Raw genomic sequence first — 24240 nt, forward strand, 5'->3', positions numbered from 1 at the left:
TAAAAGTTCGCTAGAATAAACGCTTATTTTACTGCAAAGGATCATTTGATGCGTCAGATATTAATGGATACCGAGACCACGGGTTTTGACCCGCAAACCGGCGACCGAATTATTGAAATCGGTGCGGTTGAGCTAGTCAAACGCCGCCTAACCGGAAACAATTACCATCAATATATCAACCCTGAAAGATCCATTCCTGCCGAAGCCATTCAAGTGCATGGCATCACTGACGATCGCGTTGCCAATGAGCCGAAATTCGCTGAGGTCATAGACGCCTTTATGCAGTACGTTGAGGGTGCTGAATTGATCATTCACAATGCGCCTTTCGATGTCGGCTTTATTAACCACGAACTCTCGATGTTGCCGAACAACTGCTGGGGCAAGATAGAAGATCACTGCACGATTACCGACTCTTTAAAGCTCGCCAGCAAAATGTATCCGGGTCAACGAAATAACCTTGATGCCCTTTGCCGCCGCTTATATATCGACAACAGTAGCCGTACTTTCCACGGCGCTTTACTTGACTCGGAAATTCTTGCCGATGTTTATCTGGCAATGACTGGCGGTCAAACCGATTTGATTCTAGATAATGATTACGGAAACAGTAACGCAGATGGCATGCAACTAGCGAGCAGCGCGAACCGCTCGCCATTGAAAGTGATTCGTGCCGACGAAGACGAACTGAACCGGCATCAAAAGAAATTGGCAGAAATTAGTAAGAAGTCCGGCCAGGAGCTTAATTGGTAACCCGAATTAAGCCTCCTCTATCACCCTGAGAATTCATCCATCGCGATATTGGCAAGCTCATCCACTCGCTCGTTTTCCGGATGACCTGAATGGCCTTTAACCCATTTCCACTCAATTTGGTGCGGCGTAATTGCAGCATCAAGTCTCTGCCACAACTCTTTGTTTTTAACCGGTTTATTAGCTGCCGTGCGCCAATTTTTCTTTTTCCAATTGGCAATCCATGCAGTGATACCGTTTTTTACATACTGCGAATCGGTCGTTAGAATGACATGACAAGGCTTAGTCAGCGCTTCCAATGCCTGAATCGCGGCCATTAATTCCATCTGATTATTGGTCGCTTCAGCCTGAGCACCCTTCAATTCTTTTAAATGTTCACCGTACTTTAATAAGGCTCCCCATCCGCCAAGCCCGGGATTACCTCGACAGCCACCATCAGTAAAAACGTGAACGGTTGGTAAACTTCCTTGTGTCATCTGTTTCCTTAATTATTTCTTGTGCAGGTTCTTCATTGCAGATTCACTTTTGGCGCCCATAACTTTATTACTTAAAGCGCCGCCACGAATCGACTGCCAGCGCGGCATGCGCCACCTTACACCAACCAACGTCGGCGCATCGACTTTTTTCTTAGCGACCAAGCAATAGGCATTACCGAATTCAAAGCCGAGTTTTTGCATCAATCTTTCAATCCGTTCCAATAATTGCCGCCAGAATCCACCTTCGCAATGACTGCTAGAACAGCGTATCGGCGTATAGTCTAGCTTTTGAATTTCGTAGCCAAGAACGCCTAACCACTCTTTTATACGCCGCGGCAAAATCAAATTGGCCGATTTCATCAACCGATTACGATGGAACCAGCGGTGCCGCCAAACCCAACATCCTTTCGGATTAAATCCGGTAATCACCAGATGCCCCTCCGGCAACAACATCGCATCCAGCTGGCGAAGCAAATACAGCGGGTCATCGGCTGTTTCCAAAGTATGCGGTAACAGAATTTGGTCGACTTTATCTTTGCCAATCGGTAGATAATCCAAATCGGACTGCACAAATTGTACGCCTTCAAGAATCACCTGATCAGCAGGATAGACCGAATCGAGTAACACCTTGACGTTAACTCGGCTATGTTGCATCAAGTTTTCCTGCGAGATACACCCCAACTGCAAGATAAAATAGCCAAATAAATTATTTAGCGAACGGTCAATCAGTTCCTTTTCATCTTGATAAATTCGGTTTAACGGTTGCTGGCTAAACAACTGTTTTAATTGCTGTTGAAAACTAGCAGACATGCGCTAAGCTCCATCGGTAAATATGCAATAAAAAGCTGAATTCATAATACATTTTATTAGCGATCGATTTAATTCCAATCGAATTTATTTCGATCAATATCCTGCTTTTATGGCATTTTTTTGCGGCTGTGCGCACAAAAATTACCGCTGACCGCATAAATCCGCATAGAAATAATTGTTTTTAACCAGTAAAATCCGTGTCAATTTGAAAACAAAATGTCACCAAACCGCATGATAAAAATAGTAGGAATTCCGGCTTTAGTCGGCACATACGATAATTACATTTGGGTTCTTTTCGATGAACACACTGCAAAAGCGTGGGTTGTCGACCCAGGCGAATCTCAACAAGTTATCGACTTCCTACAACAACACAATCTCGATTTGGCCGCTATTTTAGTCACCCATCGCCATTTTGATCATATTGATGGCATCGCAGCCTTAAAGCAAAACTTTGCAAACTGCACCGTGTACGGTCCGGAGCTGACACCATTCAACTTAATCGACAAGCGCTTACGAGAAGGCGATCAAGTGACTTTAAGTGGTGACTTAAGCTTTCAAGTTCTTGAAACCCCGGGCCATACCGAAGACCACATAAGTTATTACAATGATCATCTTCTGTTCTGTGCGGACACGCTATTTACCGGTGGTTGCGGTCGAATCTTAGGTGGCACAGCAGAACAATTTGCAGACTCAATCATTAAATTGAGAAACTTAAGCGACGACCTACTGTTCTACTGCGCGCATGAATACACAGCAGATAATCTCGCTTTTGCCGCTTACGTAGACCCAGGTAACCCAGTGTTACAACAGCGCCTTAAAGAGACCGTCATCAACTACCCAGCGTTGCACGATGGCAAGGTTGGCACGCTGGGTTTGGAAAAGCAGATCAACCCATTTATGCGCTTCGATATGGAGCCGTTAAAGTCGCAACTTCTCGCTAAGGGCAGTGCCGAAACACCGGCACAACTGTTTGCGACACTTCGTACATGGAAAGATCATGTAGATCAAGGCGTAGAAAACATCAATTAAACAATTTCGTAACCGAATGGTTAACAAAAAATATAAAAATGAATACAGCAAAAAGATCCCCACAAAAAAACTGGACAACACCAAAAACTTTACCGCTGGCTATAACCTTGGGTATCGTTGCATTAACCTTAAACGGCTGTGTTTCAGTTCCTAGTCTCGACCAATCTGAAACAACCGAAACGTCTCAAATCCAGAAAACGGTTAGCGTACAAACAACACAAAGCTATAACCCGATTACGCGCCCGCAAGCACAAAAACCTAGTACGCTTCACCTTAGTGAAAAGCCGCAAATCAAGCAAGAAATTGAAGCTCAATACCAACACCTCGAGACCGTACAATCAGACAATCTATGGGATACTTTTGCGGGTTCTTTCCAGTTAGTTATCAAGAATGAAGGACACTTTGAACACTCGGTGAGTTTTTATCAAAAACGCCAAAAGCACCTTATCGAAGTATCTAAACGTGCCAAGCCCTATCTGTACTATATTGTTCAAGAAGTCAAAGCGCGCAATATGCCAATGGAAATCGCGCTTCTACCGATAGTAGAAAGCGGTTTTAAAGCACACGCCAAATCACACGCCAAAGCACTAGGTTTATGGCAATTTATGCCGGCGACCGGTAAAAGCCTAGGACTGGAAAATAACTGGTGGTATGACGGTCGTCGAGACGTCGTCAAAAGTACAGAGGCTGCATTAACCTATTTGCAACGCCACTATAACAACACCAATGACTGGCTACTGGCATTGGCTTCCTATAACGCCGGTTACGGTAATGTTCTCAAGGCGATTAAGCGCTACCAGAAAAAACACAGTAAGTCCGAAACCTTGCCGACCTTTTGGCAAATCAGCAAATATCTGCCAAGAGAAACCCAGAACTATGTTCCGTCACTGCTCTCAATTGCTTATCTGATTGAACATAACGATAAATACAATATCGATATCGCTCCCATTGCCAATAAACCATTTTTCGACGTTATTGAACTGAATAACCAGATTTCGCTGAATGCCGTTGCCGCTAACACCAAGGTATCACCAAGCTTGTTAGCCCAGCTCAATCCAGCGTATATTCGTCAGGCAACACCGCCAAACGGCCCACACCACATCCTACTACCGGTAGACAAAGAACCTTTGTTTACCCAGTTTTATGAACAAAACGCCAAAAACTTCGAAGTTCATTGGCAAAGACATAAAATCCGCGCCGGAGACTATCTCGGTAAAATTGCTGAAAATTACGGTACTTCGGTCAGCGCTATTAAAAAGCTTAACAAGATGCGTTCAAACTTTATTCGTGTCGGACAAACCTTATTGATTCCGGTGGTTGCAGACTCGACCAATCTCGTAAAAGTGAATACAGTTTCGCCAACAGAAGCCTTACGTTCATCTTCACGAGACCACGCATCATCTAAAGTCGCTAAAGCTCCGGCAAAATCGGTTAGCACCCGATTGCTTTATAAAGTGCAAGCCGGTGACACCTTGAGTGAAATTGCTGAACGAAATGGTGTCGATGTACAGCAAATTCGTGACTGGAATAAAATGGGCAAGAAATCCACCATTCGTGTCGGGCAGAATTTGGTTTTAGACCAAAATGCCATTCAGAATCAGAAGTTAGTGCATAAAGTAAAATCCGGTGAAACCCTCAGCGAAATCGCTTATCAACACGGCGTTAAAGTAAAACAGTTAATGCAGTGGAACAGTATTTCTTCAGCAAAATCACTAAAACCAAATCAGGAATTGAATATCTGGCTTGGTTCAAATACTTCCAAACATAAACAATATATAGTACGAAACGGCGACAATCTTTGGGTGATTGCCAAGGAGTTCGAACTCAGTGTCGATGGTTTGGCGAAATACAATCAAATCACCAAGAAAACCTTACTTCGTCCAGGACAAATCTTAAAAATTCCTTTTAAAACGATTTAGTGCTTTTTCCATATGAAACGCGACAAAACAACAGGTAAAGTGTCGCGTTTTATCAATTCACACCTCTACTGCGCTTATCAATAAATCTTTATTATCTTCAGCAAATAAAAGTAATTAGATCCTTAAGGAAACCCAATGTGTATTTGTTAGAATAATCGCATTGATAACAAATCGGTTTTCTTATGCTCGCCCACACGCGCTCAACTCAAGCACTCTTGAGATTCAATCTTCACGTTGCACTATTTATTTCCAGTTTGCTCACCCTGATTGCATTAACGCTGTACAGCACAAATGCTTCTGCGCAAGATAACCTTTCCATTGAGCAAAAAGCCTATGTTAATGCTTATGAAGCGATTAAGCGTAATGACCGCCCTGCCATCGCCATGTACAAAAAACAATTACAGGATTACGCACTCTATCCTTATGTTTTGTACCACGATTATCGAGTCAATATTGAGCATACACCGCCTCGAGTTATTGAATTTTTCCTCAAACGCTACCAAAACCTTTATCTCAGTGAAAAATTGCGCACACACTGGCTTAAACATCTTGCCAAGCAAAAGCAGTGGAAAAGCTATTTAAAGCACTACAGTCCACAAAGTAGCAAGTCGTTACAGTGCCACTTCTATAATGCGAGTTTGAAATTCGGAACAACCCAGCAAAAAGCCGTTGCCGTCGCAGAATCCCAACAACTCTGGCAAAATTTAACTAGCGTTCCCAAAGCTTGTGTCGCCGTTGAAAACTATCTCCGTAACAACAAAAAATTTACCGCACAGATGGTCTGGAATCGCATTACTATGCTAATCCAGAAAAAACAGTACAGTCGCGCTGAAAAAGTGGCAAAAGACCTTTCCAATTCAGATCGAGCCATCGTTGCTAACTGGATTAAAATTGTCCGCAATCCAAAACTAACAACCCAGTCAATTACCAACATCAGCGGGTTTGCTCGTAAAGAAGCCTTTATGCAAGGGGTTCGCTATCTGGCAAGCCAAGATCCGATTCTTGCCAAACAGTCTCTTGATCAATTTTCTGAACAATATGGTCTAAGCAAAAAACAATATCAGGATATTGAACGCAAAATCGCGCTTCGCAGCGCTTACCGTTACAAAGACGAAGCCAAAGATTTATTATTGGAAGTCAATCAAAACGGTGACCGCACTGAAGACACTCTACGCTGGCAAGCACAAATCGCTATTCGTAATTCACGCTGGATTGATTTGCTAGACACCATTGAATTAATGGACAAGAGCGATCAACAAGATAAACAGTGGCGTTACTGGCGAGCCCGTGCATTAGAGAAGCAAGGGGATAAGCAGACTGCGCAAAAGCTCTATCAAGAGCTTGCTAAACTACGCAATTACTACGGTTTTCTCGCTGCCGATCGAATCAATGCCGACTATCGCTTTAATCCAGAACCTAAAGAAGAATTAGATCAAAAGGCACTGATAAAAAAATATCCGGCGCTACAACGCATTAAAGAACTTATTGCCATTGACTGGGTAAAAACGGCTCGCGTTGAGTGGCATCACTTTTTACCAACCGTCGATTCCAACGAATTAATTGCCATTGGCACCTTAGCTAAACAGTGGAAACAATACCCGCATGCGATTCGCAGTATGGCTTTGGCGAAAGAATGGAATCAAATCGATCTGCGCTTCCCAACCCCTCACAAACAGCCGGTCATGGAAAACGCTAAGAAAAATGATATCGATCCGGCTTGGATTTACGGCATTATCCGTCGCGAAAGCGCTTTTAACGAAGATATTCGATCCTCGGCCGGTGCTGTAGGCTTAATGCAATTAATGCCAAAAACCGCTAAATATATCGGTAAGAAAATAGGCAGTAAAAAGACTTCTGTCTATGCCCTAACCGAAGCGAAAAATAATATTCAACTCGGCAGTGCTTATATGCGTTATCTATCGGAAAAATATAACGGCAATAAAGTCTTGGCGACCGCTGCTTATAATGCCGGGCCGCACCGTGTCACTCAATGGACTAAAAACTTAACTACCTTAGAAGCCGACCAATGGGTCGATTCGATTCCATTCACTGAAACGCGCAATTACGTTAAAGCGGTGATGGAATACACCACTGTGTTTAATTCCCTACTACACGGTAAATATGCTCGTTTACGAGATCAAATGCCTTTAATTGGTAATGAGGCAACTTTGGCGGAAAATAAACTGGACTGAAAAAAGTCAAAAAAAAACCACGGTACTTACCAAGCCGTGGTTCTAAATAACTTATCTCATTAGAAATAATCAGAGGAGGATACTCATGAAGAAACATGAATAGGCGAAGTATATTAGTATTTCCTAATCCTGTCAATCATTAATTTAAATTAATTCTACATTAATCTTTTTTATACCTAATTTTACATATCATCCAACTCGACTGATTTTCTAATGCATTTCGCAGGCATAAAAAAACGCCAACTAATGGCGCTTTTAGAAAGGAGATGAAAAGAATCAGCAGTGACTTAAACTTTACGCCAAGTTGTTCCTTCCGCACTATCCAACAATTCAATTCCTTGTTCTTTTAATTGATCGCGAATTTCATCCGAACGAGCAAAATCCTTATTAACACGTGCTTGCTTACGCTCTTCAATCAATGCTTCAATTTGCGTTTCGTCCAAATCAGAATCAGATGGCTGCAACTTAAAGAAGGTATCAACTTCTTGTTCCAACAAGCCAATTTGGTTAGCCAACTTGACCAATAACCCAGCTAGAGCGGCATCCTTGGTTTTATTCACTTCTTTCGCCAGCTCAAACAATACCGCCATTGCTTTTGGTGTATTGAAATCATCGTTCATAACCGCGATAAAATCTTTCTCGAAATGGGTATCTGTCGCTGCTGCACCAATTTCAACTTCTTGCAATGCCGAATACAAGCGACCAACCGACGCTTTAGCGACTTCTAAGTTCTCTTCAGAATAATTCACCGGGCTGCGATAGTGGCTTGCTAACAGGAAGTAACGAATCACTTCCGGATGATACAGTTTTAGCACTTCACGGATGGTGAAGAAATTGTTCAGAGACTTCGACATCTTCTCGTCATCAATGCGCACAAAACCACAGTGCATCCATGTATTGACATAGTGTTCGCCAGTCGCACATTCCGACTGCGCGATTTCGTTTTCATGGTGCGGGAAACTTAAATCCATGCCGCCACCGTGAATATCAAAATGGTTACCTAAACATTTGGTCGACATAGCTGAACATTCGATATGCCAACCCGGACGACCACCGCCCCAATTAGACTCCCAAGCAGGCTCATTCTCTTTAGACGCTTTCCAAAGTACAAAGTCCATAGGATCTTGTTTTACTTCATTGACATCAACACGAGCACCGGCTTCTAAATCTTCCAAGTTTTTACCGGAAAGACGACCATAATTTTCAAACGCTTTTACTTTGAAATACACATCACCATTGCTTGCCGGATAAGCGAAACCTTTATCGATCAGGGCTTGAATCATATGTTTGATTTCATCCATATGCTCGGTTGCTTTTGGCTCCATATCCGGGCGCAATACATTCATTGCGGTTTCATCGGCATGCATCTCGGCAATCATGCGTTCAGTCAGCGCTTGAATCGACTCATTATTTTCAAGAGCACGCTTAATAATTTTGTCGTCAATGTCCGTAATATTTCGAACATAAGTTACGTCATAACCAAGCGCTCGTAGGTGACGAACCACTGTATCAAAAACCACCATGACACGTGCATGACCGATATGACACAAATCATAAACCGTGACACCACAAACGTAGATACCCACTTTATTCTCATGAATAGGGGTAAAAAGTTCTTTTTGACGGGTTTCGGTATTATAGATCTGTAGGCTCATTACGCATCCTAATTGCTGTTGGTTGAAATGTTACAATATAACAGTCTTGCCAGACTTCTGTCATCCTTTCGATGCCAAAATTCCACACCACCGGTTTACTCTATGCAGGGAGGTGTTAGAATGCGCCTATTGTATCTTATGGCTCGATTTTTTTCGGAGTGAATTCATGACAAGACGTTTATTTTTAACCCTAAAAGCAGTGACTTTAGGAGCATTACTGAGCTTTTCCTTCAATGCGACTGCACAGACGGAAAACCCTCAAGTTTTGTTGGAAACTTCTAAGGGAAATATCACCCTTGAATTAAATGCGAACAAAGCGCCAAAGTCCGTCGCGAACTTTTTAGGTTACGTAAACAGCGGCTATTATGATGGTTTGATTTTCCACCGAGTCATTAACGGTTTTATGATTCAAGGTGGCGGACTAGATGGATCTATGAAAAAGAAACCGAGTAAAGCGCCAATCATCAATGAAGCCGATAATGGCTTAAGCAATGATCGCGGCACCATTGCGATGGCAAGAACCGGCGACCCGCATTCAGCCACCTCGCAATTTTTTATCAACCATAAAGACAACAATTTCCTGAACCATACAGGGAAAAATTCCCGAGGCTGGGGTTATGCCGTGTTCGGTAAAGTAACACAAGGAATGGATGTCGTTGATGCCATTGCTAAAGTCAGCACCACACGGGTAAACGGTCGCGGAGATGTTCCGGCTAAACCAATCATCATTATCAAAGCCAGTCAGATTAAATAATCTGCTCTTCTTCTCTGCTAAAAGCCGCATCATTGTTTGCGGTTTTTTTATGCCTACCGTTCGCATCCATAGAATATTAAGGCTGTTTTCAATCTGCGTTTAACAACAAGCTTTCATCTCTGTTTTCAGGTGTTAAAATTGCGCCTAGTATTTTCAAGCATTTCATTAAATTTTGGAGCCAAGCATGACTAGACGTCTATTTTTAGCCCTTAAAGCAATCGCCTTAGGTTCGTTATTGAGTTTTTCAATCAATGCCTCTGCCGCGACCAGCAATCCGCAAGTATTAATCGAAACCAACAAAGGGCCGATTTTGGTCGAACTTTATGCCGATAAAGCGCCAAAAACCGTTGAAAACTTTTTAACTTACGTTAATGAAAAATTCTACGACGGCACCATTTTCCACCGAGTTATCAAAAACTTTATGGTACAAGGCGGCGGTTTTGATAAATACCTGAACCGCAAACCAACCCATGCCGAAATCAAAAGCGAAGCCGACAACGGTCTGCGCAACCGCATTGGCACTCTGGCGATGGCACGTACGGATGATCCTCATTCGGCAAGTTCGCAGTTCTTCATCAACACCAACCAAAACGGTTTTCTTGACCACCGCGAAAAATCTTCTTCGCGTGCTTGGGGCTATACGGTGTTTGGTCGAGTGATTAAAGGCATGCGTGTGGTTAACGAAATCAGTCATGTACGTACCGGTTTTAAAGATGGTATGGGTGACGTACCGGCAGAAACGATTGAAATTATTAAAGCAAGACAAGTAAAGTAAAAACAAGGAATTAATTAGAATGTCTAAAGTTATTATCAGCACCACCATGGGTGATATTACAGTCCAACTAGACGATGAAAAAGCACCGGTTGGCGCAGAAAACTTTATCCACTATGTGATGGAAGGTTTTTATAAAGGCACGCTATTCCACCGCATCATTCCTAATTTCATGGTACAAGGCGGCGGTCTATTACCAGGTATGGAAGATAAAGACGGCGGCGATCCAATTGAAAACGAAGCTGATAACGGTCTGAAAAATGTTCGCGGCAGCTTAGCTTACGCAAGAACGATGGACCCGCATTCAGCGACTTCGCAATTCTTTATCAACTTAAAAGACAACAGCTTTTTAGACCATACCGGTAAAAACCCGCAAGGTTGGGGCTATGCCGTATTCGGACAAGTTGTCGAAGGGATGGACATTGTCGATGCGATGGCAGGCGTAGAAACCACTTCACGCCGTGGTCACCAAGATGTGCCGGTTGAAGACATTTTAATTACTAAAACAACACTTATCGAAGACTAATTCTGTTCCGCTGTTTTCAATAAAAAAACCGAGGCTTAAAAGCTTCGGTTTTTTATTTGTAGCACTCATAAACATCTTCCATTAAGATTGCATCGTACACATTATTAGACAAGCATTATGTCAACACTTGTTATTGCCGACATTCACCTACAACCGAACCAACCAAATCACCCTATCAACATTGCCTTTAAACGTTTTCTAAAAGAGAAAGCATTAAACGCTAAAACTCTGATCATTTTGGGCGACCTATTTGAAGTTTGGCTTGGTGACGATATCAGCCTAGCGTTATTTGAATCTGAAATCGCGGCCTTAAGGCAACTTAGCGAACAGAATGTAGAGATTTTGCTGCAATACGGTAATCGCGACTTCCTAATGCGTAAAAGCTTTTGTAAAGCCAGTGGCGCTAAACTTTTACCGGAAGAGTATGAAATTCAAGTCGCCGATCAGAACATTATTATGGTGCATGGCGATCAACTCTGTACCGCTGATCAGCAATATCAAAAGATGCGCCGTTGGTTTAGAAACTCTATTATTCAGTGGATTTTCCTGCACCTTCCCAAAAGCAAACGCCTAAGCATCGGCAATAAAATGCGTAATGAATCCAAACAAGCGGGATCGCATAAAAGCGGGCAATTAATGGACGTGACCAAAGAGGGAATCGCGGCACTTGTTCAACGCCACCCTTCCGCCAATATTTTAGTTCATGGTCACACCCACAAGCCAACGCATGAGCAGCTACAGGTCAATGGCAAAAACGTCCAACGCTATGTACTAAGCGATTGGCGACCGCAAACCAGTTATCTATCTATTAACGATAATCACATTCAAGTTTTGGATTTTGCATAAAAAAACCGCCTTTGAAGGCGGCTTTCTGTAACAGCGATTAACGTTCGATTAGAAGTTTTTACTTACTAGCACGTGCTGTTCACCTTCCGATTTAGCGATCACCGCCGCACCGACCGAATCACTAAACACATTGACAGTCGTTCGCATCATATCAAGAATTCGATCCACCACCAGTAATAGTCCAATCGCTTCCGCTGGCAGGCCAACTGCGACCAGAATAATCGAAATCGCCACCAAACTGGCCGAAGGAATTCCTGCCACGCCAATCGATGTAGTCAGCGCAATTAATACAATTAACAGCTGTGTACCTAAATCCAATGGCACTCCAAACAGCTGGGCAATAAAAATCGCCGCGACACATTCATACAATGCGGTACCGTCCATATTCACCGTCGCCCCCAATGGCAACACAAAACTGCTCACCCGGTTGGAAACACCTGCGCGATGCTCTAGCGCATTCATTGTCACTGGTAAGGTCGAGGAGGAGGAACTGGTCGAAAATGCCGTCAGTAGAGCCGGTAGCATCGCTTGGTAATGCAACCAAGGGTTCTGGATTCCGCCAATAAAACGCAGAATCAACGGCATAGCGATAGCAAAGTGAATTAACAAGGCTCCCGCAACCGTGACGAAGAACAACGCAAGGTTACCAAACTGATCAAAGCCGGTTTTGGCGACTGAAGCGGCAACTAAACCAAAAACCCCAATCGGCGCGAATTTCATAATCAACGTGGTCATCAACATCATTACATCAAACACACCTTGCCAAAAATTGCGCAGTGTGTCAGCGCCATCGCCTTTTATCTGGGTCATAAAAAAGCCGAACAGCAAACTAAAGAAAATCAAACCTAACATCTGCCCTTGAGCGGCCGCATCAACAATATTAGTAGGAATCATCCGTAGGAAAACTTCAACGACATCACCGGCAGATTTGCCTTCGACTGCTGCGGTAACACTTTCATTAGTTTCAATTGGCGGCGGCGGATTGTTACTGACTCCGGGCTCAATCAAATTGACCATCGTTAAACCGATAATAATGGCAATAAAACTGGTCATAACGTAATAACCAAGCGTTTTCATACCAAGGCGTCCGAAACCGCCATTTGAGCCAATATTGGCAATACCGGTAATAATCGCCGACATAACCAACGGCACCACGATCATTTTTAAGGCATTCAAGAAAAGCGTGCCGATAAAAGTGTAAACCGCTAACCAGTGAATACCAAAGATCGTGCCTTCAGTGCCACTCCAGCTTCCCATTATCGTAGCAAGAACCAAAGCAATTAATATCTGCCAATGCAGCGCGAGTTTCATAATGAACTCCTTATTTTTATGAATTCAAAAAAAAAGCGCTTTGAAAAGCGCTCTCTTTTTTATAAATCTAGGATCACTTATTAGCTATCCGGACACTGCATCCAAGTGGTAAAAGGCCCCATGTTCTTAACATCGGCAAACCCCATGCTTGTAAGCATTTGCAAAGCCATCTGCGAACGCTGTCCTGAACGACAGAAAACAACAACTGGGCGTGATTTATCTAATTGCGCCGCTAGGCTATCAAGTTGTTGTAGTGGTAAGTTAATCGCTTCTTCGATTTTTGACGCCAAATACTCTTCAGGAGTACGAACATCGACCAATTGTGCGTTTTGGTTTTTTACAAGTTGCTTGGCTTCTTCACAAGAAATAAACATTTTCCTAGCTTCTCCAAAGTTTCATTATTTCAGTTTTTGCTAATAATACAGAAATAAACGCTAAACTCAATCTTAAGAGCTTAATTTTTCTAAATATTTTTTGTAATAACCCTCGTAAATAGAACGGGTTAACCAGTCACTTGCTCAAAATATTTTTCTCAAAATAGCGCATAAACTTACCGAGAAATTGGCACGAACACTTTTGAAAAACAGTGACTAGCACATAGAATTTTAGTAGGTATCATCCGTTTCACTAAATAAACAGTGCGTGTATAAACCAAATCGTTAGCGCTGCAAAGATCGCCGCCAAAACATCATCAGCCATAATCCCGAAACCACCTTCTAATTGATGATCAAGCCACTTAATCGGCCAAGGTTTAACAATATCGAAAACACGAAAACTGACAAAGGCCGCTAACCACCAAATCCAAGTCTGTTCCGGCAGCAAAATCAGAACAATCCAAATACCGACAAATTCATCCCAGACAATTCCCCCATGGTCATGCACACCAATCGCATCGGCTGATTTCTGACAAATCCAACTACCGGCAAATAAACCCGCCAATAAAACAACCCATGCCGCAGTTTCCGACCAAAGCAAAATCGGTAAAAACAAAATCAAACCGGCAATGGTTCCCCAAGTGCCCGGAGCAGGCGTAATTAAACCAGAACCTAAACCATAGCCAAGAAACTGAGCGGGATCTTTAGTAATTTGCGAAAACGGCGGCGCAGGAACTCGATTTTTTTCGGAATTTTTCACAAGCAGACTCAAAATAGTGGGTTGAAAATTTTCGGCATTACTATAGCAGACTATGCACCTAGTTTTGCTGACAAGAAATGGTTCAGACAACGTATTACAAGAAACAGAATGTGGCGCATTCGCCCTGCTGGCGGAACTAATACAGCCTCTGATTCGTAAAGTGCCAGCTTAATCTGTACGGGAGTATTTTCGTAGCCTACTTTCAATCCGTGTCAAAACCATGCTCAGGTTTATTGAAATTGTGAATAAATCAAAGAAGTATTTTTCCAGAGCTTTTTACATCACAGAAATATAGATATTGATAGCAGTTTCATTTTTGTAGTGTTCGAAATCGGTTTTATAAGCTCTTTTATACTCTGAATCATCGAGGCTGAAGTAATCCCATACTCTGCCCCAAGTCTCGATAACCGCTTGAATTCTTGCCTTATCATCAGCTGATTTCGCTTGGCTTTCAAAAACGAGATACTTCCCTTTCAAAATAGTTACTTTCTCAAGAGAATCATTTCGGCTCTCGGTTCCTGCGAGTACTTGAAACTCACCATTTGCATCAGATTGATAATCATAATAAACACCATAAACTCTCTCGCCGGCTTGATAATTAACCGGCACTTCACGGTCAAATTTTTGCCATGTTTTACCAATCTTTGCCGTTTCAGGATTCATCTCATTTGCATTCGTTGTCCTAACCGAAATTCCATAGATTTCTTTCTCATCAACATCAACAACATTCATAAAGCCTCCATTCTGCTCTTACTATAACGGGACGGGAAAATCTTCGTGGCTTCGCGCACGGAAAATTTTAATTTTTTAGGTGTGAAACACGACAGGTTGATTGCATTGTTAGACTGCCGCAGGCGGTCTGACAAGGGAATCTGCGGTCGGCTCTAACGTTTAAGTTAAGGGGCGCGCCGTTAGGCGCGTCCCTTTGAACTGATTGTTAGGCTTGGGAACCAGGACAATACAGCACAGTTAAATAAATGCTTTATAGTTTCATAGCAGTAAACAAGTGGCCATTGCCTACTAAAGTATAAAATATGCTGGCTTTGAGCCGTCCTTTAAAAAACCATTTGGCACTCTACAATACTCTCCCAAAAGTACTGGTAATCCGTTCAGAGCTATGCTGTGAGGTCGTACGCTTTTCACAAGGCCACCTTGCTTCCAGACGCCGCCTTAAATAGCTATATCCTGCCAGCTTACCTGGATAAATAGCACAGCGTTATTTCAAAAATTTAGCCAATAAAATCACCTCCTTTATTCTTCAAGCCTAACGCTGAGCGCACCGGTGACCTTTACAGAGCGAAGCGACGTAAAGGACATCCGTGTGACGCGTATTGTTAGCCATTGTAGCTTTGAATATGACTCTGAACCTCTAGATCAAGCTTTTCGAAAAAGGACTCCAGAACTTTGAGGAAGAAGTCAATGAATTCAGGGTGAATATTTACAAAGCCACCTTCAACCCCGAGCAAATACTCAGAACTTTGAACAAACTTATTAACCTTAGATTTTGGATCATCAGGTAGGCCACCACCATTATGCACTATCAAATTTCTAACTAGATTGACGCCTTTAATAATTGGCAGCTCATAGCCGAACTTCGATAAATCTATTTTGACCACCTTCGTCAAGTACAATAGTGCTCTTTCGACTCCATTGCCGTTCAAATCATTTAGCTTTAACTTGCTATCAATGCTTTCATAAAAAATTGAGCATAAGGTATTCAACTGGTGCTCTAAAAAATTGAAGATTGTTATGACTAGAGATTCCCTGTGTAATCCAGGATATTTACTTTGGCTTAAATGAAGCTCCCAAGAGTAATTATCTACAATGTCTTCATGATGCTTTTCTGGATATTTCTCAAGAAGTTTACCAACCTCTTCCTGCAACTTGCTATCTTTTTCCTTCCAAGAGGCTTCAACCTCATGATTGAATTACGCAAAGTCGATGAGCTCACTCTTGGCTAGGTGGCAGTGGATGCACAACCCATTCGCAAAAAAATCTACCACTTCAGCCTCTCTTTAGCTTCTAAGGTTGGTCTGGCTAACGCCGCATTCAGCGGCTCGTCCGCTGCAATGCTTTGTTAGCCGAGTTATTTCTGTACTCGAATTTTCTCAAATTCCGTATACCCATAAAAAACATCCCCCACTGTATGAGACATAATCCCCGCCTTTAGAATTGAATCCATATCAATCTCTGATAACCTTAACGGTCGAGTCGAATACATGGGATACTCCCAATTCCATAGTTCGTCGGTCTCTATACCATCTTCTCCCAATTTAAACATGTTAACCACTGCATAATGCGGCCCTAATACGGCGCCTCCATCAATAAAAAAAGAAAGAGTTTGGATTTGGGCATACCCTTTGACTGTGTGATTTCTAAAAATGTAATCACCACCATTTCTTAGTGTAGAAAAATTCTGTTCTTCACCATTGTGATTTAAGGTCCATGATTCCTCTGAAATTCCTAGTTGTTTCAATTCGATTAGAGGCTTCGGCTTTGGATCTTCTTCGCCTACCATCCCAAAGTAATTATATGGTCTCCTACCACCCATTTTGGGGATTTTTAAAGGTGAGTTTATTGCATTAGATATTAACGGTAGGGTGTTCAAATTCCACTTGCTGTCATCTTTTTTCGAAAGTATAAGCGGGCCTACAGAAGTTGAATCCGCCCAAATTGACTGTAATCTGATGTGTACTTCTGATATTCCATCGCCATCGAAATCAATGACTTCTATCTTATCTACTAAAAGAGAGTTGAAATATGGAGCCTCATAACTAGTTAAAGAAGCTAAGTTGAAAAACCCTGTGCGCCCTACTAGTTTGTCGAAGACGCTGGGGGGCATTCTTTCAAAAATAGATACCCACCGGTAAATATTTTCATTTATTTTTGTCGAGCCAGACAAAATTATGCTCTTATCTGCACCTGCTTCGAGTTCTGTTGAAGAGATCTTATCGATATTGTTTTCAGTTATCACATCCCCATATCTCCTCTTCATTTCATCTAGGGATATCTCAAGCAACTCATGCTTTACATCTTTCGGAGAAACCGGATTAGAGCTAAAGAAAAACAGTAAGATGGTTATAATTCCACCTAGCAGTAAAGAAAATACATAAGAGAATAGATTGTCTTTAATTTTTTGGGTGTGAAACACGTCAGGTTGATTGCCTTTGCAAATAGATAAAGTTTTCATCTGTTTTAATTTCATCAAAACCAGATTTTTTATAAAATCTGTAAGCATCTTTATTTACTTTGAAACAGTTGAGTTTTAAAAGGTTTCCAGAGGTTAAAGGTTGGAGCATATCTAGAATTTTAGTCCCAATGCCCTTTGACTGATATTCAGGTATTAAAATTAGCATCCTGATAAATAATGCATTTTCTTTTTGCTGGGTTTGCAAATATCCAGCTACGCATCCATTAACAAAAATAATTTCTGTCTTACTTTGCTTGAGACCTAAATTGAAATCGTTTTCTTGCCAGTTTTGATCCCAACCCCATATTTTTCTAATATGAGGTTTCATCGCATTTACATATGTTCTCCATATGTATGCTTTATCATTATTATCGTATTTCTGAAAATGAATTTTCATGATATATAACGACCAAAGTAAGTGTGCGGTGCGTAGCACCATTCGCTTGAGTGCATTGTTATAAATTAAAGCCATACTGAATGATCTGTAGACCTATTAGATAATATGGGACACCTAGAAATAGCCACAGCGCATAGTCTGCTCTCTTTAACGTTTTAAATGCTTGCTTTAATGGTGTAGGTTTAAATTCAGGATCAACAAAAGGTATTTTGAAGTCTGGAAAATATAACTTTGTTATTGATCCGCTTACATGGAACATTGCATAAAAAGTAGCTAATACTGAAAGTAGAATGATAATACTAATAAATAAGAGCTTATATGTAAGTGGTTCACTATTAAGTGAGGGCATAGCTAGTTTAAGCAAACCAGCGATAAAAACAAAATATGTGATAGCTTGAAAAAAATCTTTTAACAAATCTTTATTAGCAATGAACTTTTTCATAATATTCCTATTTATTTATAACGGGGTGCTGAGGTCTGGTTAAGAGAATTGCTATCTTGTTGATTTATTGTGATAGTAATAAAGATACGCTAGACCAACTGGCGCAATAAAAATAGCAAAAAACCAGCAAATCATTATTGTGAAAACTTTTACAAGAATGACTAGAAAAACATTAACGAAAAGCATATTTTCACCCATTACAAAATCAACAATACTTTCGTAAACAAACCTTGAGTATGGGTATAAAAAAGTACTCAGTACAACAAAAGGATAAAATGCCCATTCTGTAGGCCGAGTAGCATTCATTTCCATATATACAACAAATGCTGTTATGAACAGACCAAAAAATAAATTTCTAAAGTAGTACTGAGTTGTTAGACCGCCAAACGTTTTCTGAATAATTTCTTTCATTTGATTCCCATAGTTTTGATACTAATTTTAAATATAGATTTGTTTCTGAGACATTGCTCTAACAAACTTAGAAAAAGTCGTTACCGCGACTATTCTATATCAAAAATATCACATTTAATTGCATAAAACGCATTTACCAAGATCAATTCATAAAGCCTTTGTGTGTAAATACTTACTAGCCCACTTACCCTTTTTATAGAACGAGGTTTTAAAAACCAAAAAGGCGCTAGAGACTATTGCTCTAACGCCTTCTTATGCTTCACAGATTCCCACTTTCGTGGGAATGACGCGACAAATCTAGATGTATTACTTACCGCGTTTTTTCGCCGCTGTACGTAAACGTAGAGAGTTTAGTTTAATAAACCCTTCTGCGTCTTTATGGTTATATGCACCGCCGTCTTCTTCAAAGGTTGCGATTGCTTCGTCGAACAAGCTGTTTTCAGAAGTACGACCGACAACGACGACGTTACCTTTGTAAAGTTTAACTCGGACATTACCCGATACGTTTTCTTGTGATTTGTCGATCATCGCTTGCAACATTTCACGCTCTGGCGCAAACCAGAAACCGTTGTAAATCATCTCTGCATATTTCGGCATTAGCTCGTCTTTCAAGTGAGCCGCATTACGGTCTAGCGTTAGCGATTCCATAGCACGGTGCGCTTTTAGCATAATGGTTCCCGCCGGCGTTTCGTAACAACCGCGCGCCTTCATACCAACAAAGCGGTTTTCAACGATGTCATCGCGACCAATACCATTTTCGCCACCGACTTTGTTCAGGAATTCCATTACTGTCGCTGGAGACATAGCATCACCGTTGATTGCCACGATATCGCCTTTCTCGAAAGTGATGTCTAGGTAAGTTGGTGCATCTGGAGCTGCTTCTGGCGCAACTGTCCATAGCCACATATCTTCTTCCGGCTCGTTAGCAGGATCTTCGATAATGCCACCTTCATAGGAGATGTGCAGTAGGTTTGCATCCATTGAGTAAGGTGATTTCTTACCTTTTTTCTTCTCGATAGAAATATTGTGCTCTTCGGCATACGCCATCAGTTTTTCACGAGACATTAGATCCCACTCACGCCAAGGCGCGATGACTTTAACGTCCGGCATTAGCGCGTAAGCGTTCATTTCAAAACGAACTTGGTCATTCCCTTTACCGGTCGCACCGTGAGAGATAGCATCTGCGCCAGTCTCTTGCGCGATTTCTACCAAACGCTTAGAAATAAGTGGGCGAGCAATCGATGTTCCTAGACGGTATTCACCTTCATAGATGGCGTTAGCACGCATCATCGGGAATACAAAGTCACGCGCAAATTCTTCACGTAGGTCTTCAATGTAGATTTCTTTGATCCCCATTGCCTGTGCTTTAGCACGTGCCGGCTCAATCTCTTCACCTTGCCCGATATCGGCAGTGAAAGTCACCACTTCGCAGTTATATTCTTCTTGTAACCACTTAGCGATAATTGAAGTATCAAGACCACCTGAATAGGCAAGAACGACTTTTTTTACGTCAGACATTTGTGTCCCCTTGGTAAAACTTTAAGAAATATTTAAATTGCGCGCGATTATACATTAAAATTCAAAACCTAGCTTGCGCTTCAGCAAATTTCTTTAGAGAGAAAGAGTAATAAGGTATGACCAAAATCATAGACTTTTTTAAAGTCACACCACAGTATTTAATTCCAAAGCATTTGCTGTCCGAAATGATGCATCGTTTTATGCATATCGAAGTTAAATGGATTAAGAACAGCACCATTAAATTACTGACCCGCCTCTATGGAATCAACCTGTCTGAAGCGGCGAGCGATGATCTAGATGATTACCCGCACTTCAATGCTTTTTTCACTCGCGCTTTAAAAGAAGATGTCCGTCCTTTGGATGACAACCCGAATGCATGGTGTTCGCCGGTTGACGGCTTAATCAGTCAATCGCAGTCGATTGAAGGCAATAAGCTGATTCAAGCGAAATGCCATATGTACACCACCGAAGCCTTAGTCGGCGGCGACATTGAATATGCTAAGAAGTTTCAGAACGGTGACTCGGCGGTGATTTATCTATCGCCAAAAGATTATCACCGTATCCATATGCCGACCGATGCCAAGTTATTGTCCATGACTTATGTTCCAGGAGACCTGTTTGCCGTTAACCCTGCAACGGTGCGCAATGTTGAAGGTTTATTCGCACGAAATGAACGCCTAGTGCTTCGCTTTGAAAACCAACACGGCCCTTTCTGCCTGATTATGGTTGGTGCGATCTTTGTGGGATCGATGGAAACCGTATTTGCCGGTAAAATTACACCGGAATATGAACCGACTATTCGTCATTGGGATTATAGTGATCAAGACTTACACTTTGCCAAAGGCGAAGAAATCGGCCGTTTTAATATGGGGTCAACCGTGGTTTTATTGACGCCACAGCAACAAATGCCAAGTTTAGGAAAAATCCAGGCCAACACCCCTATTCAAATGGGTCAACATCTGGCAGACTATCCAGATAATAATAAATCCGCCGAAACAGACTGAGGAAAGACAATGAAGTTGATTACTGCGATTATTAAACCCTTCAAACTGGACGACGTTCGTGATGCCTTGCATAACATCGATATTCACGGCATGACAGTAACCGAAGTGAAAGGCTACGGCCGTCAAAAAGGTCATACCGAAATGTATCGCGGTGCAGAATACGTTGTCGATTTCCTACCAAAACTGAAACTGGAAATCGCTGTTAGCGAAAGCATTGTAGAATCAGCAGTTGAAGCGATTATCGATGCCGCACAAACCGGTAAAATTGGTGACGGTAAAATCTTCGTTACCAATATCGAACAGACGGTTCGTATCCGTACCGGCGAAACTGGCGAAGAAGCGCTTTAATCGCTCTCCTCAATGCCTAACGAAACAGCCCTTGAATGGGCTGTTTTTGTTTGCGCCTCTTTGACATGCTTTTCGATTACCTCACTCTTTTTATTCTCGCCCTTCTCTCCGCGACCTTACTACCTGGCGGTTCGGAAGTTTATCTGCTTACCCTTTCACAAAAACCAGAATACGCCCTTTCGATTCTTTGGTTAATTGCTACGCTTGGCAACACGCTCGGTTCAGCGATCAACTATATTCTCGGACGCTATTTACTGCACTGGAAGAATAAAAAATGGTTTCCAGTCACACAAAAACAACTGGATAAGAGCCAACATTGGTTCAACCGATATGGCTATTGGTCAATGTTATTAGCCTGGGCACCGTTAATTGGCGACGCACTAACCTTAATTGCCGGCATGATGCGCATGCATTTTGGGCTATTTATATTACTGGTTCTGATCGGTAAAGGCGTACGTTACGCAATCATTTTAGGGCTGTTACAGTTAATCTAACTCACCATTGCCTTGAAAATAACTCACGCCAACTTGATGAATCTGACAACGATTTCGGCTGATCTCACCATAAGGAGCTAATAGCCATTGCCATGATTCTTGGGCTTCTGGTGGCTCGACTTCCCACCAAGGATTGTAGCCATCGATATAGTGATTGTGGCGGTCAAACTCTTCGATATTCCGGTCGGCAATCAGGCAAACCGGGCATTCAAAGCGACGCAGATAAGCCAAATGCTGTTGAATCAAGGTTTGCGAAATCTCTTGCGCTTGCTGCAAAGTGAAACCGAAATGCTTTATTAAATATTTAGCAGGCAATAACGGTAGCTGTGTAATCAGGTTTAGCGACACCACTAACCCGATATCTTCTGTCAAATAACCTTGTGGCGGTGTTAATTGCTGAGCTGATTCCAGCTCCCCTTGATAAATCGTCTGAAGATTTTCGGTAACATCCTGCTCAACTAACTCAATATTAGCAAAACGCTTAAGCTGTCGGCGCGCCTCTTGGCTAAAAAGCAAATCCACCAGAACCACTTGCTGGAATTTTTGGGAAAGGTATTCGAGCGGAATATCGTGCAAATGACCCGCGCCCAAGATTAGGGCTGTTTTTTGCTGTGTTTTGTTTTGCTCTTCAGCTAACTGAATTGCCTGAAGAATACTGTGTTGACAGTGCTGATAATGCTCATGCCAAGCAGTTTGACAACGTTTGGCACGAGCGCGCATAGCGATGGACTCATGCAAAAATCCCATTGGCTTGACATAAGGCAAGCTAACCGGCGTTCGCCAAACTTGCCAATATTCCCATAACATTGCGTGCTTAGTCGTCTAAACCTAAAGACTGCGTCTTACGGGTTAGCGTATTACGTCCCCACCCCAATAAAGCCGCAGCTTTCTGGCGATGGCCATTACTGTGTTTTAGGGCTTCTTCAATCAGAACCGTTTCAAATTTCGGTTCTGCCGAAGTGTGTAAACCTTCCTTACCGGATGCCAAGAAGTTTTGCGCCCAACGACGTAGCGGGCCTTCCCAGTTATCATTACTTAAATCACCGCCGGAGTCTTCAGACGGCATCTGCAATTCCAATGGCAAATCTTCGATATACACGGTTTTATCCGGAGCCATAATCGTCAACCAAGTACAAAGGCTGCGTAGCTGGCGAACGTTACCCGGCCATGGAAGATTTGATAGGAATTTCTCGACATCTTTGCTGAGAATTTTTTCTTCTAAACCCAGTGCCTTCGCTTCCAAATCCAGATAAAAGCGCGCCAATAACGGAATATCTTCGCGACGCTCACGCAACGCCGGAACCTTAATACGAATAATATTCAGTCGGTATAACAAATCCTCACGGAACTTGCCTTCACGTACCAAACGCTCCATATTTTGGTGCGTCGCCGCAACGATACGTACATTGGTATTAATCGCATTACGACCACCAACACGGTAGAAACTGCCGTCATTCAAAACACGAAGCAAACGGGTCTGCAAATCGACCGGCATATCCCCGATCTCATCCAAGAATAGTGTTCCGCCGTCAGCTTGTTCAAAACGCCCAACGCGTTGCGAATGCGCACCGGTAAAAGAGCCTTTCTCGTGACCAAAAAGTTCCGACTCCAATAATTCACGAGGAATCGCCGCCGTGTTCAACGCCACAAACGGCCCTTCAGAACGCGGACTTAACTCATGCAATGCACGTGCCACCAGCTCTTTACCGGTACCGGTTTCACCATTAATCAACACCGTAACATCCAGTTTCGAGACGCGACCAAGTACACGAAAGACTTCCTGCATTGCCGGAGCGCCGCCGATAATATTCAACGGTTGCTTGCTACTCTTTTTCGGATGATGTTTACGTGATTGACCACCGGATAAGTGGCGTTTTACCCCACGCTCAATCAAAGAGATCGCTTCATCAATATCAAACGGTTTCGGCAAATACTCGAAGGCTTCACTCTGGAAAGATTTAACGGCGGTATCCAAGTCAGCATGCGCAGTCATAATAATGACCGGAATTTGCTTGTCATGTTCATGAATCGCTTCCATGAACGTCAAGCCATCCATATCCGGCATTCGCACATCAGACAAGACTGCTGCCGGCGGAAACGCTTCAATATTCTTTAACGCCATCAACGGCGAGTCAAAGACTTTAACGATATACGGTTTTTCTTCTAATGCCGCCTCAAGCACCCAGCGAATTGACGCATCATCATCAACCACCCAAACAATTGGGGCGTCTTCCATGTCGTTAACGTTTTTGTTTTCCTCACGCATTG

The 24240-nt window shown here is 42.4% G+C and carries 26 protein-coding genes; 11 read left to right on the forward strand and 15 right to left on the reverse strand.

Going from position 1 to position 24240, the window contains the following annotated elements; all coding sequences use genetic code 11:
• The first annotated feature begins 48 nt into the window (after nucleotides 1-48).
• Entirely contained in the window at nucleotides 49-747 is a 699-nt protein-coding gene (dnaQ, locus tag J3998_RS00290; RefSeq protein WP_208146101.1) for a DNA polymerase III subunit epsilon, read from the forward strand.
• Between the two features lie 20 nt (nucleotides 748-767).
• Here the strand turns inward: dnaQ and rnhA are convergent, their stop codons facing one another.
• Nucleotides 768-1220 (reverse strand): ribonuclease HI, encoded by a 453-nt coding sequence (rnhA, locus tag J3998_RS00295; protein WP_208146103.1) that lies wholly within the window; start codon nucleotides 1218-1220, stop codon nucleotides 768-770.
• Between the two features lie 12 nt (nucleotides 1221-1232).
• Nucleotides 1233-2030: a methyltransferase domain-containing protein gene (locus J3998_RS00300; protein ID WP_208146104.1), complete on the reverse strand. Its 798-nt coding sequence runs from the start codon at nucleotides 2028-2030 to the stop codon at nucleotides 1233-1235.
• Nucleotides 2031-2261: 231 nt separating this feature from the next.
• Between J3998_RS00300 and gloB the strand changes: the two genes are divergently transcribed.
• The 3 genes from gloB to J3998_RS00315 all read left to right on the forward strand — a co-directional run bounded on the left by gloB (nucleotide 2262) and on the right by J3998_RS00315 (nucleotide 7170).
• On the forward strand, nucleotides 2262-3059 hold the full coding sequence (gene gloB / locus J3998_RS00305) for a hydroxyacylglutathione hydrolase (RefSeq protein ID WP_208146106.1): 798 nt from the start codon (nucleotides 2262-2264) through the stop codon (nucleotides 3057-3059).
• Between the two features lie 38 nt (nucleotides 3060-3097).
• A complete protein-coding gene (locus J3998_RS00310; protein ID WP_208146108.1) occupies nucleotides 3098-4978 on the forward strand; it encodes a lytic transglycosylase in 1881 nt (626 codons plus the stop codon).
• A 182-nt stretch (nucleotides 4979-5160) separates the two neighbouring features.
• Nucleotides 5161-7170, forward strand: coding sequence for a transglycosylase SLT domain-containing protein (locus tag J3998_RS00315; RefSeq protein ID WP_208146110.1), 2010 nt, complete (start codon nucleotides 5161-5163; stop codon nucleotides 7168-7170).
• Between the two features lie 287 nt (nucleotides 7171-7457).
• On the opposite strand, the gene cysS is transcribed toward J3998_RS00315, so the two are convergent.
• A complete protein-coding gene (gene cysS, locus J3998_RS00320) occupies nucleotides 7458-8825 on the reverse strand; it encodes a cysteine--tRNA ligase (RefSeq protein ID WP_208146113.1) in 1368 nt (455 codons plus the stop codon).
• Nucleotides 8826-8991: 166 nt separating this feature from the next.
• On the opposite strand from cysS, the gene J3998_RS00325 reads away from it, so the two are divergent.
• The 4 genes from J3998_RS00325 to J3998_RS00340 all read left to right on the forward strand — a co-directional run bounded on the left by J3998_RS00325 (nucleotide 8992) and on the right by J3998_RS00340 (nucleotide 11723).
• Complete coding sequence (locus tag J3998_RS00325) at nucleotides 8992-9579, forward strand: peptidylprolyl isomerase (protein ID WP_208146122.1); 588 nt, start codon at nucleotides 8992-8994, stop codon at nucleotides 9577-9579.
• A gap of 184 nt (nucleotides 9580-9763) precedes the next feature.
• Nucleotides 9764-10354 carry a peptidylprolyl isomerase gene (locus tag J3998_RS00330; protein ID WP_208146124.1) on the forward strand — a complete coding sequence of 197 codons (591 nt, stop codon included), beginning with the start codon at nucleotides 9764-9766 and terminating at the stop codon, nucleotides 10352-10354.
• Between the two features lie 19 nt (nucleotides 10355-10373).
• Entirely contained in the window at nucleotides 10374-10877 is a 504-nt protein-coding gene (locus tag J3998_RS00335; protein WP_208146126.1) for a peptidylprolyl isomerase, read from the forward strand.
• A 117-nt stretch (nucleotides 10878-10994) separates the two neighbouring features.
• Entirely contained in the window at nucleotides 10995-11723 is a 729-nt protein-coding gene (locus tag J3998_RS00340; protein ID WP_208146128.1) for a UDP-2,3-diacylglucosamine diphosphatase, read from the forward strand.
• Between the two features lie 48 nt (nucleotides 11724-11771).
• Here J3998_RS00340 and J3998_RS00345 read toward each other — a convergent pair whose 3' ends face one another.
• The 10 genes from J3998_RS00345 to J3998_RS00390 form a co-directional block, all read right to left on the reverse strand.
• Complete coding sequence (locus J3998_RS00345; protein WP_208146130.1) at nucleotides 11772-13034, reverse strand: dicarboxylate/amino acid:cation symporter; 1263 nt, start codon at nucleotides 13032-13034, stop codon at nucleotides 11772-11774.
• An 80-nt stretch (nucleotides 13035-13114) separates the two neighbouring features.
• A complete protein-coding gene (locus tag J3998_RS00350) occupies nucleotides 13115-13408 on the reverse strand; it encodes a rhodanese-like domain-containing protein (RefSeq protein ID WP_208146132.1) in 294 nt (97 codons plus the stop codon).
• Between the two features lie 253 nt (nucleotides 13409-13661).
• The gene (locus J3998_RS00355) at nucleotides 13662-14168 is read right to left on the reverse strand and encodes a phosphatidylglycerophosphatase A (RefSeq protein WP_208146134.1); all 507 of its coding nucleotides are present in this window, start codon (nucleotides 14166-14168) and stop codon (nucleotides 13662-13664) included.
• A 276-nt stretch (nucleotides 14169-14444) separates the two neighbouring features.
• Nucleotides 14445-14900, reverse strand: coding sequence for a GyrI-like domain-containing protein (locus tag J3998_RS00360; RefSeq protein WP_208146136.1), 456 nt, complete (start codon nucleotides 14898-14900; stop codon nucleotides 14445-14447).
• A gap of 602 nt (nucleotides 14901-15502) precedes the next feature.
• The gene (locus J3998_RS00365; protein ID WP_208146138.1) at nucleotides 15503-16051 is read right to left on the reverse strand and encodes a hypothetical protein; all 549 of its coding nucleotides are present in this window, start codon (nucleotides 16049-16051) and stop codon (nucleotides 15503-15505) included.
• Nucleotides 16052-16254: 203 nt separating this feature from the next.
• Nucleotides 16255-17358, reverse strand: a complete 1104-nt coding sequence (locus tag J3998_RS00370) for a hypothetical protein (RefSeq protein WP_208146140.1) — start codon at nucleotides 17356-17358, stop codon at nucleotides 16255-16257.
• Complete coding sequence (locus J3998_RS00375; protein ID WP_208146142.1) at nucleotides 17321-17830, reverse strand: GNAT family N-acetyltransferase; 510 nt, start codon at nucleotides 17828-17830, stop codon at nucleotides 17321-17323. The genes J3998_RS00370 and J3998_RS00375 overlap by 38 nt, the downstream gene beginning before the upstream one ends.
• Nucleotides 17814-18197, reverse strand: coding sequence for a hypothetical protein (locus J3998_RS00380; RefSeq protein ID WP_208146144.1), 384 nt, complete (start codon nucleotides 18195-18197; stop codon nucleotides 17814-17816). Before J3998_RS00380 ends, J3998_RS00375 begins: the two co-directional genes overlap by 17 nt.
• A 51-nt stretch (nucleotides 18198-18248) precedes the next feature.
• The gene (locus tag J3998_RS00385) at nucleotides 18249-18608 is read right to left on the reverse strand and encodes a hypothetical protein (RefSeq protein ID WP_208146146.1); all 360 of its coding nucleotides are present in this window, start codon (nucleotides 18606-18608) and stop codon (nucleotides 18249-18251) included.
• A gap of 306 nt (nucleotides 18609-18914) precedes the next feature.
• Nucleotides 18915-20126 carry an argininosuccinate synthase gene (locus J3998_RS00390; RefSeq protein ID WP_208146148.1) on the reverse strand — a complete coding sequence of 404 codons (1212 nt, stop codon included), beginning with the start codon at nucleotides 20124-20126 and terminating at the stop codon, nucleotides 18915-18917.
• Nucleotides 20127-20242: 116 nt separating this feature from the next.
• On the opposite strand from J3998_RS00390, the gene asd reads away from it, so the two are divergent.
• From asd to J3998_RS00405, 3 genes are read left to right on the forward strand one after another with little or no spacing between them, the layout of a single operon-like run.
• Nucleotides 20243-21130: an archaetidylserine decarboxylase gene (asd, locus tag J3998_RS00395; RefSeq protein WP_208146150.1), complete on the forward strand. Its 888-nt coding sequence runs from the start codon at nucleotides 20243-20245 to the stop codon at nucleotides 21128-21130.
• A 9-nt stretch (nucleotides 21131-21139) separates the two neighbouring features.
• Nucleotides 21140-21478: a P-II family nitrogen regulator gene (locus J3998_RS00400; protein WP_208146153.1), complete on the forward strand. Its 339-nt coding sequence runs from the start codon at nucleotides 21140-21142 to the stop codon at nucleotides 21476-21478.
• Between the two features lie 50 nt (nucleotides 21479-21528).
• Nucleotides 21529-21972, forward strand: a complete 444-nt coding sequence (locus J3998_RS00405) for a YqaA family protein (RefSeq protein ID WP_243750524.1) — start codon at nucleotides 21529-21531, stop codon at nucleotides 21970-21972.
• Here J3998_RS00405 and J3998_RS00410 read toward each other — a convergent pair.
• Nucleotides 21964-22779, reverse strand: coding sequence for a hypothetical protein (locus tag J3998_RS00410; protein WP_208146155.1), 816 nt, complete (start codon nucleotides 22777-22779; stop codon nucleotides 21964-21966). The genes J3998_RS00405 and J3998_RS00410 overlap by 9 nt on opposite strands.
• A gap of 7 nt (nucleotides 22780-22786) precedes the next feature.
• The gene (gene ntrC / locus J3998_RS00415) at nucleotides 22787-24238 is read right to left on the reverse strand and encodes a nitrogen regulation protein NR(I) (RefSeq protein ID WP_279576173.1); all 1452 of its coding nucleotides are present in this window, start codon (nucleotides 24236-24238) and stop codon (nucleotides 22787-22789) included.
• Nucleotides 24239-24240 lie beyond the last annotated feature (2 nt).

Origin of the sequence: Thiomicrorhabdus marina (assembly GCF_017571465.1) — a bacterium.
GTDB lineage: Bacteria > Pseudomonadota > Gammaproteobacteria > Thiomicrospirales > Thiomicrospiraceae > Thiomicrorhabdus > Thiomicrorhabdus marina.